20 protein-coding genes are annotated in these 17,386 nt (G+C 26.2%); 7 read left to right on the top strand and 13 right to left on the bottom strand.

Annotated features, from left to right (window positions below):
* The first annotated feature begins 209 nt into the window (after positions 1-209).
* Positions 210-923: a hypothetical protein gene (locus J2Z71_RS00425; protein ID WP_210059874.1), complete on the top strand. Its 714-nt coding sequence runs from the start codon at positions 210-212 to the stop codon at positions 921-923.
* A gap of 27 nt (positions 924-950) precedes the next feature.
* On the opposite strand, the gene J2Z71_RS00420 is transcribed toward J2Z71_RS00425, so the two are convergent.
* The 5 genes from J2Z71_RS00420 to J2Z71_RS00400 form a co-directional block, all read right to left on the bottom strand.
* Positions 951-1,697 carry an NADPH-dependent oxidoreductase gene (locus J2Z71_RS00420; protein WP_210059873.1) on the bottom strand — a complete coding sequence of 249 codons (747 nt, stop codon included), beginning with the start codon at positions 1,695-1,697 and terminating at the stop codon, positions 951-953.
* Positions 1,698-1,710: 13 nt separating this feature from the next.
* Entirely contained in the window at positions 1,711-2,586 is an 876-nt protein-coding gene (locus J2Z71_RS00415; protein WP_245311138.1) for a 4Fe-4S binding protein, read from the bottom strand.
* Positions 2,573-2,695 (bottom strand): CD1871A family CXXC motif-containing protein, encoded by a 123-nt coding sequence (locus J2Z71_RS00410; RefSeq protein ID WP_210059872.1) that lies wholly within the window; start codon positions 2,693-2,695, stop codon positions 2,573-2,575. The genes J2Z71_RS00415 and J2Z71_RS00410 overlap by 14 nt, the downstream gene beginning before the upstream one ends.
* Positions 2,696-2,773: 78 nt before the next feature.
* The gene (locus J2Z71_RS00405) at positions 2,774-3,022 is read right to left on the bottom strand and encodes a hypothetical protein (RefSeq protein WP_210059871.1); all 249 of its coding nucleotides are present in this window, start codon (positions 3,020-3,022) and stop codon (positions 2,774-2,776) included.
* A gap of 251 nt (positions 3,023-3,273) precedes the next feature.
* Positions 3,274-4,251: a CPBP family intramembrane glutamic endopeptidase gene (locus J2Z71_RS00400; protein ID WP_210059870.1), complete on the bottom strand. Its 978-nt coding sequence runs from the start codon at positions 4,249-4,251 to the stop codon at positions 3,274-3,276.
* A 100-nt stretch (positions 4,252-4,351) separates the two neighbouring features.
* Here J2Z71_RS00400 and msrB point away from each other — a divergent pair, with 100 nt between their 5' ends.
* Positions 4,352-4,798 carry a peptide-methionine (R)-S-oxide reductase MsrB gene (gene msrB / locus J2Z71_RS00395; protein WP_210059869.1) on the top strand — a complete coding sequence of 149 codons (447 nt, stop codon included), beginning with the start codon at positions 4,352-4,354 and terminating at the stop codon, positions 4,796-4,798.
* Between the two features lie 638 nt (positions 4,799-5,436).
* Here msrB and J2Z71_RS00390 read toward each other — a convergent pair.
* Complete coding sequence (locus tag J2Z71_RS00390; protein ID WP_210059868.1) at positions 5,437-6,768, bottom strand: C1 family peptidase; 1,332 nt, start codon at positions 6,766-6,768, stop codon at positions 5,437-5,439.
* A gap of 283 nt (positions 6,769-7,051) precedes the next feature.
* On the opposite strand from J2Z71_RS00390, the gene J2Z71_RS00385 reads away from it, so the two are divergent.
* A complete protein-coding gene (locus tag J2Z71_RS00385; RefSeq protein WP_210059867.1) occupies positions 7,052-7,459 on the top strand; it encodes a hypothetical protein in 408 nt (135 codons plus the stop codon).
* 20 nt (positions 7,460-7,479) lie between these two features.
* On the opposite strand, the gene J2Z71_RS00380 is transcribed toward J2Z71_RS00385, so the two are convergent.
* Positions 7,480-8,115: a Crp/Fnr family transcriptional regulator gene (locus J2Z71_RS00380; RefSeq protein WP_210059866.1), complete on the bottom strand. Its 636-nt coding sequence runs from the start codon at positions 8,113-8,115 to the stop codon at positions 7,480-7,482.
* 105 nt (positions 8,116-8,220) lie between these two features.
* On the opposite strand from J2Z71_RS00380, the gene J2Z71_RS00375 reads away from it, so the two are divergent.
* Positions 8,221-8,862: a cupin domain-containing protein gene (locus J2Z71_RS00375; RefSeq protein ID WP_210059865.1), complete on the top strand. Its 642-nt coding sequence runs from the start codon at positions 8,221-8,223 to the stop codon at positions 8,860-8,862.
* A 26-nt stretch (positions 8,863-8,888) separates the two neighbouring features.
* On the opposite strand, the gene J2Z71_RS00370 is transcribed toward J2Z71_RS00375, so the two are convergent.
* The 6 genes from J2Z71_RS00370 to J2Z71_RS00345 form a co-directional block, all read right to left on the bottom strand.
* Positions 8,889-9,581, bottom strand: a complete 693-nt coding sequence (locus J2Z71_RS00370) for a B3/B4 domain-containing protein (RefSeq protein ID WP_210059864.1) — start codon at positions 9,579-9,581, stop codon at positions 8,889-8,891.
* Between the two features lie 12 nt (positions 9,582-9,593).
* Positions 9,594-10,529 carry an aminopeptidase gene (locus J2Z71_RS00365; protein ID WP_210059863.1) on the bottom strand — a complete coding sequence of 312 codons (936 nt, stop codon included), beginning with the start codon at positions 10,527-10,529 and terminating at the stop codon, positions 9,594-9,596.
* 113 nt (positions 10,530-10,642) lie between these two features.
* Positions 10,643-11,950, bottom strand: coding sequence for a histidine--tRNA ligase (gene hisS, locus J2Z71_RS00360; RefSeq protein WP_210059862.1), 1,308 nt, complete (start codon positions 11,948-11,950; stop codon positions 10,643-10,645).
* Positions 11,951-12,036: 86 nt separating this feature from the next.
* Positions 12,037-12,873 (bottom strand): deoxyribonuclease IV, encoded by an 837-nt coding sequence (locus tag J2Z71_RS00355; RefSeq protein WP_210059861.1) that lies wholly within the window; start codon positions 12,871-12,873, stop codon positions 12,037-12,039.
* Between the two features lie 52 nt (positions 12,874-12,925).
* A complete protein-coding gene (locus tag J2Z71_RS00350; protein ID WP_210059860.1) occupies positions 12,926-13,108 on the bottom strand; it encodes a hypothetical protein in 183 nt (60 codons plus the stop codon).
* A gap of 70 nt (positions 13,109-13,178) precedes the next feature.
* Positions 13,179-13,346 carry a hypothetical protein gene (locus tag J2Z71_RS00345; RefSeq protein WP_210059859.1) on the bottom strand — a complete coding sequence of 56 codons (168 nt, stop codon included), beginning with the start codon at positions 13,344-13,346 and terminating at the stop codon, positions 13,179-13,181.
* 189 nt (positions 13,347-13,535) lie between these two features.
* On the opposite strand from J2Z71_RS00345, the gene J2Z71_RS00340 reads away from it, so the two are divergent.
* The 3 genes from J2Z71_RS00340 to J2Z71_RS00330 are packed head-to-tail and all read left to right on the top strand — an operon-like array spanning position 13,536 to position 17,385.
* Positions 13,536-14,225 carry a response regulator gene (locus J2Z71_RS00340; protein WP_210059858.1) on the top strand — a complete coding sequence of 230 codons (690 nt, stop codon included), beginning with the start codon at positions 13,536-13,538 and terminating at the stop codon, positions 14,223-14,225.
* A gap of 2 nt (positions 14,226-14,227) precedes the next feature.
* On the top strand, positions 14,228-16,009 hold the full coding sequence (locus J2Z71_RS00335) for a HAMP domain-containing sensor histidine kinase (RefSeq protein WP_210059857.1): 1,782 nt from the start codon (positions 14,228-14,230) through the stop codon (positions 16,007-16,009).
* 8 nt (positions 16,010-16,017) lie between these two features.
* Entirely contained in the window at positions 16,018-17,385 is a 1,368-nt protein-coding gene (locus tag J2Z71_RS00330; RefSeq protein WP_210059856.1) for a hypothetical protein, read from the top strand.
* The last annotated feature ends 1 nt before the right edge of the window (position 17,386 follow it).

Here is a 17,386-nt window from a genome sequence, read left to right as displayed (position 1 = left end):
CACCCAAATCTTTCATAAATACAGTTATAGCTTCTTTAAATCTTTCATTGGTATCACCCTTAAGATATTAAGTTATTTTACATTCACAAGTGTTATTATAATATTACCCTGTGTTTTAAAATTTAAACTTTTCTAAATAAAATTTTTTTAACTTTTATTCTATCTTAAAGCTGTGATATAATCTCCTTTAGACTTATGGGAGGATTAATATGAATAAAGAAAACATCAAAGTTGGAATTGTCGTACTAATTTCTTGTGGTATTCCTGCAGTTGTGCAAAGGGCCTTTGGACCAAGTCCCTATATGCTATCTCCTGGAATGCTTTATGTATTATGGGCAGTAATAAACTTTTTATTTATAACTACTGTTTCTGAGCTTAGCTCTCAGTACACAAAAGTATTTAAATTAAAAAAACTTAAAATGCAAAAAATGACATTTTTCGTAAATTTAATTGTTTATTATAGTTTTTTAATATTTATAAACTTATACTTTACTCAACAAATATTTATTAGAGACAATCAAACTTTAAACAGATTTACTAGTGTATATATACTTATTGTAATTTTAATAGCTTATTTACTTAATTTAAATTCTGGGCAATTTCCAGAAGAAAATGAAACTGATAGTACTAAAATTTATAATATGAGAGAAAAAGGACCTTTTAAATTTGGTAAAGAAAAATTTGCAACTCTTATTGGAGAGTATGAAGATGGATTTGTAATGGGAGTTCATAGTTTTAAATATGAAGATATTAAAAATATCTATAATGACAAAAAACAAGATTCTCTAGTAATAAAAGGTAAAGATGAAGAGGGTAATTTTAGAATTTCAGTAGCTGCTGAAAAATCTAAAAAAGAACTTAAAGATATTCTTTTAAAAGCTAATAAAGAAAATAAATTAGTTAATGGACAAGTTAACTTATAAAAAAATAACCACCTAAGGTGGTTATTTTTATTTTATATTAAAGCCTTGTTTTTCAATTGATTTTAAAACATCTTTTCTAAGTTCTATTATATTTTCAAATTGTTTTACTACTTGTTTTGAAAAAGAATCTGATCTTCTTCCACTCATTCTTGTGTCATAATAGTGAGTCATTTCTTCATCATAGTCTTTTATTTTTTCAAGATAATTGTCAAATCTTTCATATTCATCTGTAAATATTTTAAGTTCCATTGGCATTCTTGGTTTTAATTGAGGATCTTGTGCTGGATATCCAAATCCAACTCCAAAAACAGGAAAAGTATATTCAGGAAGATTTAAAATTTCACATACTGAGTCATAATCATTTAAAATTGATCCAAAATAAACTGCTCCCATATCCATAGATTCAAGTGCCACTGTCATATTTTGTGCTGCAAGACAAGCATCTGTAAATCCTTGGAAAAATCTATCCATATCTTTATAAGTTTTTGCACTAGAGTTCATTTCTTCTAATATACTTTTATTTCTATATATATCTACAATAAAAACAAATAGTTCAGGGCATCTTTTTAAATATTCTTGATTTGCAATTTTAGAAAGTTTTTCTCTTTTATCTATATCTTTTACTCTAATTATAGAATATTGTTGCATTCCAGTTGATGTTGCAGTTTTATTTAATACATCTAATAGAGTTTTTAAAACTTCATCACTTACTTCTCTATCTTCAAATTCTCGAATTGTTCTGTGATTTAATTGTTTCTTTATAGTTTCATTCATCTTTAACTCTCCTTTATATATCTTTTACTTTTTTCTCTTCTAAATCAAATTTATTTTTAATTGCCATTGTTGGACAAACTCTCTTACAGTCTAAACATCTAATACACTCTGGACTATTTGGATTTTTGTAAGGTTCTATATGCATCTTACAAGTATTTGTGCACTTATTACACTTAATGCACTTGTCCTTATCTACTTCTAATTTGTAAAAAGAAATAGGATTAAACAATCCATAAAAAGCTCCTAAGGGACATATATATTTACAAAAAACTCTATATATTAATATTGAAAATACTACAAATAATAATGCAAGAAACACTTTCCAGGAAAATAAAAAACCTATTGCACTTCTTAAAAAACTATTTTTTATAAGTAAAGGTGCTGCTCCTTCAATAATTCCTGCAGGGCATATGTATTTACAAAAATATGGATCTGAATATCCCTTAAAAATTGAAACTATAAAAGGCAGTGCTATTACAAATATTATAAGATTAAAGTATTTTAAAAATTTAAGTTTATTGTGAATACTATCTTTAACCTTTATTTTTTTAGATTTAATCTTATATAATAAGTCCTGAATAAATCCAAAGAGACATAAATATCCACAAAAAAATCTTCCAAAAGTAATTCCAAATAAAATTAAAAGTCCCATTACATAATAACTAAATTTTTTATTTGATCCAAGAACTGCTTGCATAGATCCTATGGGACAAGCTCCTATGGCTCCTGGGCAGGAATAGCAATTTAAAACAGGCACACATACTCCCTTTGTAGGTCCTGTATATATTCGCCCTTCTAAAAATCCCTTTAAATTTCCATTAAAAAATAATGCTCCTAGTCCTTGAATTAAATGTCTATTATCTTTTTTAAATATATTAACCAATTCCAATACACTCCATACAAATATTTGCAGCTTTTGTCAAAACTATTCCCATTTCACCTGTATATATTCCATAGCTTATAAGTAAAATTGAAAATAAAAGTAATGTTTTTTTCATAATATCACCTAAGTTTATATTACCCTATAATAAACTTATTGCAATAAAAAAAGAGCATATAAAATGCCCTTTACAAAATTATCTTCTTACAAAGATTTTTTCTAATTTACCAAAATAGTTTTTTGCAATATTTACTTTAAATACTTTTGCTAAAAATAACATTACTAAATTAAATAAAATATTATATATAATTAGAAACTTAAAAAGTTCTATTAAATTACCACCTGTTGAAAAACTAATATCTATTGTTCCTAAAAACATATTATAAAAATATGTTGCAATAATAGGCATAATTATAAACCAATATTTTTTTATACTTTTAGACAATTAATCACCCTCCAAAATTATATGCTTTTGCATATTAAAACACTTTTCATTATAAAGTCTTCTTGTTTCTTTATTGTCTTTTTACTTAGCTTCATTTCAAGCCTTATTATGAGATACCCAAACGTAAGTCTAAATAATATTAAAATTGATATTTAATTTCAATAAATTCATTATACTCTTTAAAATTAAATTATGATAGATGAAAAGAGCTTAAAATAGTTAAGGTTTTTCAAGTTTTTCTATAATTATTTCTATACTTTTTTAACTTTTCTATAAGATTTTGCAAAAATAAATATTCCAAAAAATATTAAATTTATAATAATTGCATCTATTGTGTCATTTAAAGATATAACTTTATTTGCTATTTCTCCACCTGATACCATTCCAGCTAAATTATTATTTAAATAATGTATAATTACACAAAGCCAAATATTTTCTGTTTCCATATAGCACATTCCCATAAATATAGACATTGCTATACAAAAAAACACCTGTATTAAAACTTGATATAAAAAAGTATCTGGGCTGTAATAATATAATGAAATAAAAATATGCCATACTCCCCATATTACTCCAAGTATTATTACACCAATTCTCTTACCAAAAATCTTTTGAAGTTTTGGTTGAAGAAAGTATCTCCATCCAAGCTCTTCTCCAAAGAAAAAATAAAAAGAAAAGAAATAATTTAAAAATAAAATTAAAAATAATAAAATATTAATATTATTAATCATATTGAAAAATTCATCTCTATTGAAGAAAAATGCCATAAAAGATCTAAGAGCAAATAAAAACACAAATAAAATTATAAAAAATATAGATTTTCTACTATTTGTAAATGTATATAATCTCTCCTCTCTTACAAGTATTGACTCTTTAAAGTATATTGTAATGAGAAGTAGATGAAATATTGCCGAAGAAATCCCAAAAATCATATTAAAAATTTCATTTTGAAATAATAGTCCAAGCATTAAAATAATATATGAAAACATTGTAAAAATTGTAAATAGAAAATTAAAAGTAAAAAGTATATCTTCATGTTTTTCAGTTTTTAATTCTGCAATCATTACAGAAATAGCAGGAATTAACATTTGAACTGCCACTAGATTTGTAATAGTCATATTATCCTTTAAAATATATGCCCATCTTAAAGATAAACCTAATATAAATGTTGTAATAATTAATACTATAAAAAATATCTTCATTTGTTTTCTTTCTAATCTAGTTATCATACTTTCCTCCTAATATTATTAATCATATTATATAGTAAATAAATAAACTTTTGTACATTAATATTCATAATCTCTGGGTAATAAATAAATAGGTGATATTATGGATTATAAAAAATTAAATGAAAAAGAATTAAAAGAAAAACTTACAAAAATTGAATATGATGTAACTCAAAACGCTCATACTGAAATGCCCTTTTCATCAATATATGACAACTTCTATGAAGAGGGAATATATGTAGATATTACAAGTGGAGAGCCACTTTTTTCATCAAAGGACAAATTTAATGCAGGCTGTGGGTGGCCAAGCTTTTCTAATCCAATAGATGAAAATAATATTAAAACAAAAGATGATTTCTCCCATGGATTAAATCGAACAGAAGTAAAATCAAATATTGGAAATGCTCATTTAGGTCATGTCTTTGAAGATGGTCCTTTAACACTTGGAGGGCTTAGATACTGCATAAATGGAGCAAGTCTTAAGTTTATAAAAAAAGAAGATTTAGCAAAGGAAGGATATGAACAATATTTAGAACTATTTGAAATATAATTAAATAAATTGAATATTTTTTAAACAAATTCCTACTTTATTAAAAAATTATATTTATTTAATGTAATTTGTTGACAAAGGCCTTAAAATTTGATATTCTATCAAAAATAATTTATTTAAGGATTGAGACTGTATTTAATCAAATTGATTAAATACTTTTATTTTAGAAATATTTAATTATTAATGAATAGTTTTTTTATAAATATCCCTATAAACTTTTAAATATACAAACTTTTAAACATAGTATTAATCTCCTTCTTAAATATTTCTAATTAACTTTATAGTATTAAATAAATTAATTTACACATTCATAAAAAAGAGCTGTTTGGCAGTTCTTTTTTATTGAAAATCAAAGATGTCAAAGTTTTATCGCAAATAAGACAAAATCTATATATTAACTAGTTTTTATATGGTAAAATCTTTTTAATTCTTACATATTAATATTAAAAGCAGGAGGTCAAAATGGCTAAATTTAAAAGTTTCTTTAAAGATCAATTTATAAAAGTATTTTGTATGGTTATACTTTTATTTCTTTCAGATAAAATGTAAAAATATCTACTAAGCTAAGATTACTTAGCTTTTTTTATTTGCAAAAAAAGAAGAACTAAATTTCTTAGCTCTTCTTATTATTTATTATTTTATTTTGCAAGTGATCCCATTGGATCCCAAGGTTTTAAGTGTTTAGGTTCTTTTTCCCAATTTTTAAGGATTTCTTCTGATAAATATTTTTTATTTATAGCAACTTGATACATATATTGATCAAACCATCTATCAGTCATTACAAGATATCCGTCTTTTCCTGCATCTTTACCCCAAGAGTTTTCCACTCTCCATCTTGTAGAATTTCCATTTTCATCTAAATCTACACCTTGAAATACCATTGCATGAGTCATTAATGATTCTGAATAATCAAGTCTTTCTTCCTTAGTCATATCATAATCTACTTTAAATAAATCATCTACTTTAACAGCTTCAAGATCAAGCACAAATCCATCTCTTGAGAAGAATTGTCCAACATCACATCCAAACCATACAGGTTCTCCTGCTTTTAATTGTTCAATAGCTGCCTGTTTTAATTCTTCAATTGGAAGGTTGATATATTTTACATTTTTTCCTTCTACTACATTTCCTAAGAAATCAACAGTATAAGTTTCATTATATGGCTTGTCCTTAGTAGGAGCATTTATAATTGAAATATATTCATTTAAATCTTGTTTTACATATTTTTTAAAGAACTCTTGTGGAGTAATATTTTTTTCACTTATAAAATTATCATCTTTATCTCTTACTTCAAAATCAAATACTTCTGGAGGAGTTCCTAAAGAAACACATAATGCTCTATGAACATCTTCCATGTATCCCTCTACCATTTTTTCAAGTTCTTCCATAGATGCACCATTTTCGTGAGATGATCTTAATTTAGAAGCATAAGTTCTTAGAAGTTTTGTTAAATACTCATCCATAAATCTAGTACTTTCAGAGTTAGCAGATTCTGGCATAACATCTTTTGGAACAACACCATATTTATCTACAAGATTTACAAACATATCCCATTGTCCACCATCTCCAAGGGGATCTGATAATAAATGAGCTAGAAGTCTTCCATCTAAATCTTCATCTAATGTTTTTAAAATACTATTGAAGAAATAATTTGATTTTTCAAGTTTATCATAAAATAATGGATAACTTTGTGATAATTCAAAGTTTTTAAGGTTTAAATCTTTAATAATTCTATATCTAAAAGTATTAAGTGCTGCAAACATCCAGCATCTTCCTGATTGCTTTTGATTTGTAATTTCACCTTGATTTAAGTTTATTGAGAAGCTGTGTCTTTCAATACCCTCAATCTTTTTATTTGTTGCAGCTTGTGCAACTCCATTTGTCATAGCAGCATTTTGTGCTATTCTATTTCCACGACAATTGTCAAATTTTTCATTTAATTCTTTTATCTTTTCTACTTTAATGTCCATAACTTCCTCCTGTTATATGAATTTTCGTCCAAATATATATAATTTAATATACCACTTAATAATCATTCTCAAACTTATTAAGTAAATTATCTACAATTAATCACTATAATATCACAATAGCTCTTTATTTTAAAGAATAGTAGTTATCATTTACAATACTATTTTAGTATATTTCTAATTGATAATTGATTTATATTCATTTTTGGCTTATAATCCTTATTATAAAGCGATTTATGATACGACATATTTCTAATTGATAATAATATTTAATAAGAGGTGTAATATGAGTTTTGTTCAAACACTAAGTTTTGACTTATTTATAGATGGTCATCACGCAAGAGATCTAATCTCAAATAGTGAAGAAATTAATAATTTAAAAAATTTTCTAGATAGTGGATACTTTTATAAAACAACAGAACCACTAGACTCTAGAGATGAGGTCTTTATAATAAATGGAGATTTTTACAAATGGGACAATAAAATGCACTTACTTCTTTTAATATCATCAGATTCCTTTAAAAACTCTAAAAAATTAGTAATAAATGAAACAAATTCTTTTAAATACAAAAACGAACTTTCAATAACACTTTCACTTATTGCAATATTTTTACTTATTTTTAACTTAAATAAATATACATTTTCTATTTCAACTGTATTATTTATTTTAAACTATATAATTTACAAAAAATAAAGAGCAGATATCTGCTCTTTTTAAATATTTATTAATTTTACTTTATTTTTATTTACTTTAATTAACCCTTCTTCTTCCATTCTAGACATCTCTCTTGAAAGTGCTGATCTGTCACAGGATAAGTAAGATGCAAGGTCTGATCTCTTAAAGGGAAGCATTATTATATTGTCACTATACATATGATCAAGTCTTTTAAAATACTTTATAATCTTTTTTCTAAGAGATTTCTCAAGATAAATATCTACTTTATAATTCAATTCCTCAGTTTGCATATTTTGAAGTTTTATTATATTTTCCATTATATTTTTGCGTATGGCACAATTACTCTTTTCTTTTTTAAATATAGATTCTAAATCTAATATTAATATTTTAGAATTTTCTATTGCAATAAAATCCTTTGATTCATCTTTTATATCAAAAATAAAGCTTTGATTTTTAAAAAATCTATTGTGTAATATTAATTTCCCATCTTCATCAGAGCTTATTAAATCAATTACTCCATCAAGTATTATTGCAGATGATAATGTATTTTTGTCTATATTTAAGTATTCTTTTTTATCATAATTTTTAACATATCCATTTAGGCATTTTATAGCCTTTGAATAATCTTTTTTATCTATATTTTCAAAAAATATAATATTTTCTAAATTATTCATAATAAAACCTCCTATGTTGCCATGGCAACAGATAATAATTATCACAAGTATATAATATAAGTATAAATACTTCAAAGAAATTCCTATTTTTGAAAGGATGATATTATGAAAAATTTACCTAAATCAAAAGTTTTTAAAATTATAGATTCAATTCCTCTAAAGGAGCATCATACTATTTCAAAGTCTTTATCTAATAATGCAGATTTAGATTTTATGCTTTTTTCACTTGCAAAGGATACAGATATAAGTAAGGAGCATTACAATAATCAAAGTATTTTTTATGTATTAAAGGGAAGTATTAATATACTTGATAAGTTTATAAAAGAAGATAATATTTTTATTACTCCAAAAGAAAGTTTACGTGGAGTAAGTACAAAGGAAGATAGTGTATATTTAGAAATTAGTTTTAATGGAGATGATTTTATGAAAAATATAGAAAAAGGACAAGTTATAAATTTAAAAGATCAAATTGATTATATTTATGGAGGTATTTCAAATTTAGATATTGTTTCTAAAGATGGTATTAAAATAATGCTTATGGCCTTTGATAAGGGTGAGGGACTATCTGATCATGCAGCTCCAGGAGATGCTATGGTAATTGCACTTGAGGGAAGTGCAGATCTTAAAGTTGGAGATGAAATTCACGAAATAAAAGCTGGTGAGCAACTAGTATTCCCAAAAAATATTACTCACAATGTCTTTGCAAAGGAAAAATTTAAAATGGCTCTTATTTTAGTAAGAGATTAAAAAAAGAGCAGAAAATCTGCTCTTTTTTATATTTCTAATTCTTCATTTGGTTTTACTGAAAATATTTTATATTCTCCACCACAAACTTCTTTTATATTTTCACAAATTTCACCTAAGACTTCTTCTCTAAATTCTTTAGAAGTTTTAGAGTTTCCTTGTATTACTAAAAGTACATTTTTAGTATCATCAACTATTTTATAATCATCTGCATCTCTTGCATCTAAGTAAGCTGCAATTCCCTTATTATCTCTATATACAAAGTCTCCTACATGAACTGGCTTTGATCCTCCACCTACTGGTGTAAATGTATCTGCCTCATCTGCAAAGGTAAACTCTATTGGTCCTTCAAAGGAATCTGCATCATGAGCTCCTATTGATAACATACTTTTTAGTGAGCCTATATTATAAATATCTATTAATGTTTTTATTCTAGGCATTTCTCCACGTCTTTTCATATTGTTAATTAATGCTTCTGCTGATGGTGGATACCTCTTTAAAGATCTTCCTATTTGTCTTGTCTTTTCTCTATAACCCTCTAATATTTCATTTTCTTTTAATGTTTCATCTGAAATATTAAGTGCATTTTCTGTAACTTCTTTAATTTCTTCTTCAAACTTTTCAGGAAGAGGGGCATCTATATCTACATTTGTAAGAAGTGCTGCTACTATTGCATCTACTCCAAGTATGCTTCCAACTCTTTCATCAATAATAAATTTCATATGTCCTCCTTTTTAATAATTTATTTTAAATTCGCCATTTTCTATAATAATTTCATCATCTAAATAAAGCGTTGGTTTTAATATTATTCCATCTAAATGACAACTTGCAGAATTCTCTCCTCCAAAAGAAGTATTTGTTCCAAAAGCTATATGAACTGTTCCAAAAACTTTTTCATCTTCTAGTATTATTCCTGTAAGTCTTGCTGCTGGATTAGTTCCTATTCCAAGTTCTGCAATAGTATGATTTTCTTCACTTTCAAATAGTATATCTAGCTTATTTTCTATATCGCCTTTTAATTCTACTATTTTTCCACTTTCTATTTTCATATATAGTGGATTTTCTAAAAGTCCTATTCCAACCATACTTCCATCTATAATAATTTCGCCATTTACACTACTTTCAACTGGTGCAATAAAAGCCTCTCCCGATGGAATATTTCCTGCTTCTTTTTTATTTATATATACTCCTGGTGAATTTATTCCCTGTCTATCTTCTAAATTAAATTCTAGTACTTTATTATCTTTTTCAATTCTTGCATATTTTGCCTTAGTTAATTTTTTAGACAATTTTTCTGTTAATTTTAAAACTATATCAAAATCTGCATTAATAGCTCCATTTATAAACATATCTTCTGTAATATTTGGCATAGAACCAATTCTAGTCCCACTACTAGATGCCTCTGATCTTGCTAAGGTGTGAGTTATAGAAACAGTTGTTGGAGCAATTACAACATCTACACTTCTCATAAAATCTGCAATTTCTTCTGGAGGTTCTTCTCCATTTACATCCCTTGGCTTCATAATAGTCATATATACATTGTCTGTTATTTTTCTAGCTTCATTGTATAAATTTTGTGCAATATTAATTTTATTGTCATCTGTAAGTATAAGAACGCTTTCTTCTTTTTTAATACCCATACAATCATTAATAACTTTATTATACCCCATGATAAATCACCTTTTTTATTTTTATAAACCTTTATATAATATCAATCCTAACAAATAGGCTAAATTTAATCAAATTATAAAAAAAGAAAGTAGAAATATCTACCTTCTTAATCTTATTTTAATTTTTCAACTATTTCATCTATGCTAAATTCTTCTTGTTCACCTGTTTGCATATTTTTAAGTGAGAATTTTTGATCCTTTACCTCTTGTTCTCCAACTACAATAGTATATGGAATGTCTAAATTATCTGCATATTTAAACTTCTTGCCCATTTTTGCTTTTTCTGTATATAAAACTACTTTTACGCCCTTTTCTCTTAATTCTGATACTAGTTTTATTGCATCTAGCATTTGTTCTTCCATTGGAATTACCATTACATCTACTAAACTTTTCTTTTGTGATTTGATTATTTTTGCTTCATTTAGTTGATAGAAGAGTCTTGATAGTCCTATGGATATTCCCACGCCTGGAAGTTTCATATCTGTATAAAAGCTTGCAAGATTTTCATATCTTCCACCAGAGCAAACTGATCCTACTTTTGGATAATCATCAAGAGTTGTCTCATAAACTGTACCTGTATAATAGTCTAGTCCTCTTGCTATTTTTAAATCTACTGCAAAATTCTTTTTATCTACTCCAAAAGCCTCTATATATTCTACTACTGTTTTAAGCTCATTAAGTCCTTCATTAAATACTTCATTTTCAATATTTAAATCACTAAGGGATTCTAAAATTTCTTCACTACTTCCTTTAATTGAAATAAAGTTTATTATTTTTTCTGCAGATTCCTCAGAAACTCCATTTTCCATTAATTCTTTTTTAACAGAGGCATTTCCAATTTTATCTACTTTATCTACAGTTCTTAAAACTTGTACTGTATCTTCTATATCAAGTGATGAATAAAAACCATTTAAGATTTTTCTATTATTAATTCTAATTGTAAAATTATCAAATCCTAAATCTTTAAAAGTGTGATAAATTACAACAGGAATTTCTGCATCATTTACTATATCTAGCTTTCCATTTCCAATTATATCTATATCACATTGATAAAATTCTCTAAAGCGTCCCTTTTGAGCCTTTTCTCCTCTATAAACCTTTCCTATATGATATCTTCTAAAGGGAAAGGACAATTCGTGAAAATGCTCTACTGTATATCTTGCTAATGGAACTGTAAGATCAAATCTTAGGGACATATCAGTCTCACCCTTTTGGAATCTATAAATTTGCTTTTCTGTATCTCCACCACCCTTAGCAAGTAATACTTCTGACTTTTCTATTGCTGGTGTATTAATTGGCAAAAATCCATGTTTTTCATAGTTCTTTCTTATAGTATCAAGCATTTCATTAAATAATATTTGGTCCTGTGGCAACAATTCCATAAATCCAGGAAGTGTTGATGGTTTTACAATTTCTGTCATTTTATCCCTCCGTTATCACGATATTTTATTAATTTAATATTTTATATCATATTTATTTATATTACCAATTTTTTGTATAAATTTCCTTATTTTCTCAAAGATTTTAAAAGTTCAATCTCTTCTTTATATCCATCTAAATCATTTGGAGTTTCTAAAAACATTGGAATATCCTTTAATCTTTCATTATTTACAATATTATTAAAAGTATCTAGTCCAATACTCCCCTCACCTATTTTCTCATGTCTATCCTTATGAGATTTAAAAGGATTTTTTGAGTCATTTAAGTGAATTGCCTTTAAATATTTAAGACCTATTACTCTATCAAACTCATCTAGAACATAGTCTAAATCTTCTACAATATCATATCCTGCATCATATATATGACAAGTATCAAGACATACTCCAAGTTTTTCTTTAAGTTCAACTTTATCTATTATTCTCTTTATCTCATCAAAACTTCTTCCAACTTCAGTTCCCTTTCCTGCCATTGTTTCAAGTAAAACTGTAGTTGTCATATCTTTATTTAAAATTTCATTTAAAAGACTAGATATCATATCTATTGCAAGATCCACTCCCTGTCCCACATGAGATCCTGGGTGAAAATTATATAAATTATTTGGAAAATACTCCATTCTTTTTAAATCATCTTCCATTACAATATGAGCAAATTCACGAACATGCTCCTTATCCGAACAAGGATTTAATGTATAGGGTGCATGACATAGTATTTTACCAAAACTATTTTCTTTCATAAAATCTTTTAAATTATCTGCATCTTTTTCATCAAATTTTTTGGCACGAGATCCCCTTGGATTTCTCATAAAAAATTGAAATGTATTTGAATCAATATATTTTGCATCTTTTCCCATTTGTAAAAAACCTTTAGAAAAAGATTGATGTGCTCCTATTACAAAATTATTCATTATATCACCTTTTAATATTCTACCATAGTTTTAGACAAAAAAATAAAAGCCCTTATTTTGAGCTCTTATTTTTATTTATTTTTCTAATTGTACTTCTTACCATATCTGGAAATGTGCAAGTTAATCCAACAAATCCAATTATATTTCTATCACTTATTTTACAATTTATACAGTATTCTTTTTCACAAGTTACCATTCCGCACTTTTTGCAGGTATTTATTTCCTTTTTCTTCATAATACCTCCTTGTTACTTTATCTCTACCCCAATATTTATATTGTAATAAAATAAAAGCCCATAGGAGCTCTTATTTTCCTTTTTTTCTATTAAATTTTATTCCACCAAATAGAGATGTTCCAGCATCTAGGATATTATTTCCAAGTCTTGTTATTTTAGATTTGCAATTATGGCATATATTTGCCTTTGAAAATAATACTCCCCCACAAAATTTACAAACATTTTCTTTCTTTTTCATAAGTATCCCCCTAATCGCTATATTTTTATAAATTTTTTACCCTGCTTTTTTAAGAAAAAACTTCCCTAGATAAACTTTAGAATTTCCTTTATATTTTCTTTTCTTATTCCTCTATTTTTAAAGCTTCTTACGACTTTACTCGATAAAAATCTACTGATTTGTTATAATATTACAAAAGGGGGAATTTTAATGTTTGGTAAAATTCTTGTAGTTGATGATGAGGCAGCTATTGCTGAAATTATTCAATATAATTTAACACGTGAAGGATATGAAGCAAAAATAGCACATGATGGTAAAGAATGTCTTGATATTGTAGAAAAAGAAGACTTTGATCTTATTATTCTTGATGTTATGATGCCTAAAATCGACGGTTTTACTGTTCTTAAAGAAATTCGTAAAGAAAAAAATATTCCAATTATTATGCTTACAGCAAAAGAAGAAGAGGTTGACAAAATACTTGGTCTTGAGCTTGGTGCTGATGATTATGTTGTTAAACCTTTTTCCATGAGAGAGCTTACTGCTCGTGTTAAGGCTATTTTAAGAAGATGTGATTTTGAAATGGAAAACTCCGAAAATCCAGAGGTTATTGAAGCAGGAGATCTTGTAATAGACTTAAATAAATATGAAATCAAAAAAAGAGATAAAGTTATAGATCTTACTCTTCGTGAATATGAACTATTAAAATTTTTAGCTTCAAATAAGGATCAAGTTTTTTCAAGAGAAGAACTTTTAGAAGAAGTTTGGGACTATGACTATTACGGAGATATTCGTACTGTTGATGTAACTGTAAGAAGACTTCGTGAAAAAATTGAAGATAAAGACAAAGAATTTAAATATATTTTAACTAAACGTGGAGTTGGATATTACTTTGGAGGATAAGTATGTTTAATAGTATTAAATACAGATTTATTACAATATACTTTTTACTAGTTCTTCTAGTTATGTCCATTGTAGGCACATTTATTATTAATAGACTTGAAACTCAACAAATTAATAATGTAGCTGAAAATATGAGTCAAACTCTTGATTCGATAAATAGAACTTCAACATATATGACTAATAAAAATTGGCAGGAGCAAAATTCTGAAATTTCCAACACTTTGACGGAGTGGAAACTATCACCTGATGAAAGTATCTATGCTATATCAGGAAGTAAATCTCCAGAGATAATTGCATCTACAACAAATAGAGATGAACTAATTAAGGGAACTAATGCACTTTCTTATAAGATTTTAAACTCTGAACTTGTACTTAGTGCCTTAAATGGTGAAACTACTGATGCAATTGTTGTAAATAATAATAGTGCACAAAGGGAAAAACACATTGCTATGCCAATTTTTTCATCTGATGGAGATGTTCGTGGCATCTTATATATGACTCATAATCTATCTAATGTATATAAGGTTATAAATGATGCTAAAATAATTCTTACTTATGCAACTATTCTTGCACTAATCATAACAACTGTACTTGGATATTTTATAGCATCATCTATTACAGAACCTATTCGTGATGTAACTAAAACAGCTAGCGAAATGGCAAAGGGAAACTTCGATCAAAAAGTAGAAGTAAAATCAAAAGATGAAATTGGTAATCTTGCTTCTATGTTTAATTTTTTAACAGAAGAACTTAAAGTTACAATTAATCAAATGGATCTTGAAAAAAGTAAGTTAAATACTATCTTTAACTATATGGCAGAAGGTGTTATTGCAATTGACAGAGATGGATACTTAATCCATGTAAACCCTATTGCTCGTAAAATATTAAAACTTGATGAAAATGCACTTTTCAAAAAACAAGACCTTGGAGATTTGAAAATTTATAATTTAAATTATTATGATACATCTTCTCTTCAAGGTGAGAGCCAAGTTGAAATTGATGATAATTTTTATAAGGTTAAATATGCTCCTTTTAAAAGAGAAAATATGGAAAACTCAGGCATTATAGTTGTTTTACAAGATATTACTAAGGAACATAAACTTGATATGATGAGAAAAGAGTTTGTTGCAAATGTATCTCATGAGCTTAAAACTCCAATTACAACTATAAAAACTTACACAGAAACTCTGCTTGATTCTCCTGTTGATGAAGAGCAAACTAGATATTTTTTAAATGTTATAGATAGAGAAAATAATAGAATGGCAAGACTTGTATCTGATTTATTACAACTTTCAAATATGGATTATAATAATTATAATTTTGATCTTCAAGAAGTTGACACCTATGATATTATAAATCAAACTCTTGATGGACTTGCTGTTTTAATTAAAGAAAAAAATCACAATATTATTATTGATGTACCTGTTGATATTAAAAATATAATTGCAGATAGACACTCTCTTGAACAAATTCTAATGAATATAGTATCTAATGCTGTAAAATATACTGATCCTTCTGGAGAAATTAAAATTTCTGCATCATCAAATTATTTTAATGTAAATATAGTTGTAGAAGACAATGGTATTGGAATTCCTCAAGAAGACTTAAATAGAATATTTGAAAGATTTTATAGAGTTGAAAAGGGACGAAGTCGTGCAATGGGTGGCACTGGACTTGGACTTTCTATTGCAAAACAAACTACAAAAGAAATGGGCGGAGATATAAAAATAGAATCAGATTTTGGAAAAGGTACAAAGGTTACTCTAACCTTTAAGGCAGCCTAGGTGATAATATGAAGAGAAAAGAAATTTATTTGAATTTAAGCTTAATTCTACTTATTGCCCTTATGATAGTTCAAGCAAGTTTGCTTTGGATTAAACTTCCAGAACTAAAGCAAAAAACAATAGTTCAAGAACAATATAATACAGAAGATATATTTAAAAATCTTTTAAAACCTAAAAAGTTAATAGTTAATTTTGGAGCAAATAATCATACAGTATTATATGATTTTCCAGAAATTTGGAATGAATATGTAGATGTAATATCTTCAATATTTATGCAGATTTCAGATAGTAATTTAAGTCTTATAAGTCCACAGGAATATATGGACCTTCAAAAGGAAAAATCAATTGTATTTTCATTTACTAAAGAAATGACTGCAAATTTATTTTTAAACTTAATTGGAAAATCAACTCACTCAGAGCCAAAGACAAATATTGTAATAAGAGAAATTTATATTTCAAATGATGATATTGTAATTTCAAACTCTAAGGGGATTTATAAATTAAAGATAAACCTTGGAAAAGATCCAACATCTAAAATAGAAGAGCTTGCTAAATTTAGCACTAGAAAATATGAAAATTTTTATGAAAAATATAATATTGCAAAAAATATCTATATTCCAATAAATAATAAAATGACATATAGAGAAATATCTTATAAAGATGAAATTTCAGATATGGAAAAACAATATAAAAACAATCTTGCATCAAGAGTATTAAATCAAAATATCGACTATATAAGAGAGATAACTCAAGCTGATGGAACTACCTATATATATGAAGATAGATTTTTAAAACTTCTTTCTTCAGGAATAATTAATTATGAAAATCCAGAAAATTTTCAAATAAAAGAAAATAACTTATTCCTATCTTTAAAAACAGCAATGTCTTTTATATCTTCTAAAATGGGAATATCATCATATATTAGATTAAATAAAATAGAACCTATAAAAGAAAAAGACAACTTAGGATATAAATTTACCTTTAACTTTACAGAGGACTCTATTCCTGTATATTTAATAAGCAATAAATTATTTGATTATATAGAAATCGAAGTATATTCTGATCATGTAAAAAGTTATAGACAAGTTTATAGATCATCTATAAAAGAACCTGAAGAAACTTATAGAGAAATTGCAGAAACTACCATAGAAGAAATCATCAAAAATAATTTCAATAAATTTGTTGAAAATTACAATGGCATTGATGAAATTGAACTTATTGATATAATACAAAATATTGATGATATTGACCTTGTATATATTGATAGTGATTTAAATGATAATATTTCAAAACTTGAGATTAGCGTATGTATTACTTATAAAAATAGAGATTTGTTCTTCTCACTTGATGATGGCAAATTTATAATGGAGAGATAGT

The organism is Peptoniphilus stercorisuis, assembly GCF_017874395.1.
GTDB classification, from domain to species: Bacteria; Bacillota; Clostridia; order Tissierellales; family Peptoniphilaceae; genus Anaerosphaera; species Anaerosphaera stercorisuis.
This window is presented reverse-complemented; position numbering and strand designations above follow the sequence as displayed.

What these genes read in the sequence shown, in the direction of transcription:
- J2Z71_RS00330 (WP_210059856.1), top strand. Translation starts at nt 16,018, where the DNA reads ATGAAGAGAAAAGAAATTTATTTGAATTTAAGCTTAATTCTACTTATT.
- J2Z71_RS00355 (WP_210059861.1), bottom strand. Translation starts at nt 12,873, where the DNA reads ATGAATAATTTTGTAATAGGAGCACATCAATCTTTTTCTAAAGGTTTT.
- hisS (WP_210059862.1), bottom strand. Translation starts at nt 11,950, where the DNA reads ATGACAGAAATTGTAAAACCATCAACACTTCCTGGATTTATGGAATTG.
- J2Z71_RS00350 (WP_210059860.1), bottom strand. Translation starts at nt 13,108, where the DNA reads ATGAAGAAAAAGGAAATAAATACCTGCAAAAAGTGCGGAATGGTAACT.
- J2Z71_RS00345 (WP_210059859.1), bottom strand. Translation starts at nt 13,346, where the DNA reads ATGAAAAAGAAAGAAAATGTTTGTAAATTTTGTGGGGGAGTATTATTT.
- J2Z71_RS00425 (WP_210059874.1), top strand. Translation starts at nt 210, where the DNA reads ATGAATAAAGAAAACATCAAAGTTGGAATTGTCGTACTAATTTCTTGT.
- J2Z71_RS00410 (WP_210059872.1), bottom strand. Translation starts at nt 2,695, where the DNA reads ATGAAAAAAACATTACTTTTATTTTCAATTTTACTTATAAGCTATGGA.
- msrB (WP_210059869.1), top strand. Translation starts at nt 4,352, where the DNA reads ATGGATTATAAAAAATTAAATGAAAAAGAATTAAAAGAAAAACTTACA.
- J2Z71_RS00380 (WP_210059866.1), bottom strand. Translation starts at nt 8,115, where the DNA reads ATGAATAATTTAGAAAATATTATATTTTTTGAAAATATAGATAAAAAA.
- J2Z71_RS00335 (WP_210059857.1), top strand. Translation starts at nt 14,228, where the DNA reads ATGTTTAATAGTATTAAATACAGATTTATTACAATATACTTTTTACTA.
- J2Z71_RS00365 (WP_210059863.1), bottom strand. Translation starts at nt 10,529, where the DNA reads ATGGGGTATAATAAAGTTATTAATGATTGTATGGGTATTAAAAAAGAA.
- J2Z71_RS00370 (WP_210059864.1), bottom strand. Translation starts at nt 9,581, where the DNA reads ATGAAATTTATTATTGATGAAAGAGTTGGAAGCATACTTGGAGTAGAT.
- J2Z71_RS00400 (WP_210059870.1), bottom strand. Translation starts at nt 4,251, where the DNA reads ATGATAACTAGATTAGAAAGAAAACAAATGAAGATATTTTTTATAGTA.
- J2Z71_RS00390 (WP_210059868.1), bottom strand. Translation starts at nt 6,768, where the DNA reads ATGGACATTAAAGTAGAAAAGATAAAAGAATTAAATGAAAAATTTGAC.
- J2Z71_RS00420 (WP_210059873.1), bottom strand. Translation starts at nt 1,697, where the DNA reads ATGAATGAAACTATAAAGAAACAATTAAATCACAGAACAATTCGAGAA.
- J2Z71_RS00340 (WP_210059858.1), top strand. Translation starts at nt 13,536, where the DNA reads ATGTTTGGTAAAATTCTTGTAGTTGATGATGAGGCAGCTATTGCTGAA.
- J2Z71_RS00385 (WP_210059867.1), top strand. Translation starts at nt 7,052, where the DNA reads ATGAGTTTTGTTCAAACACTAAGTTTTGACTTATTTATAGATGGTCAT.
- J2Z71_RS00375 (WP_210059865.1), top strand. Translation starts at nt 8,221, where the DNA reads ATGAAAAATTTACCTAAATCAAAAGTTTTTAAAATTATAGATTCAATT.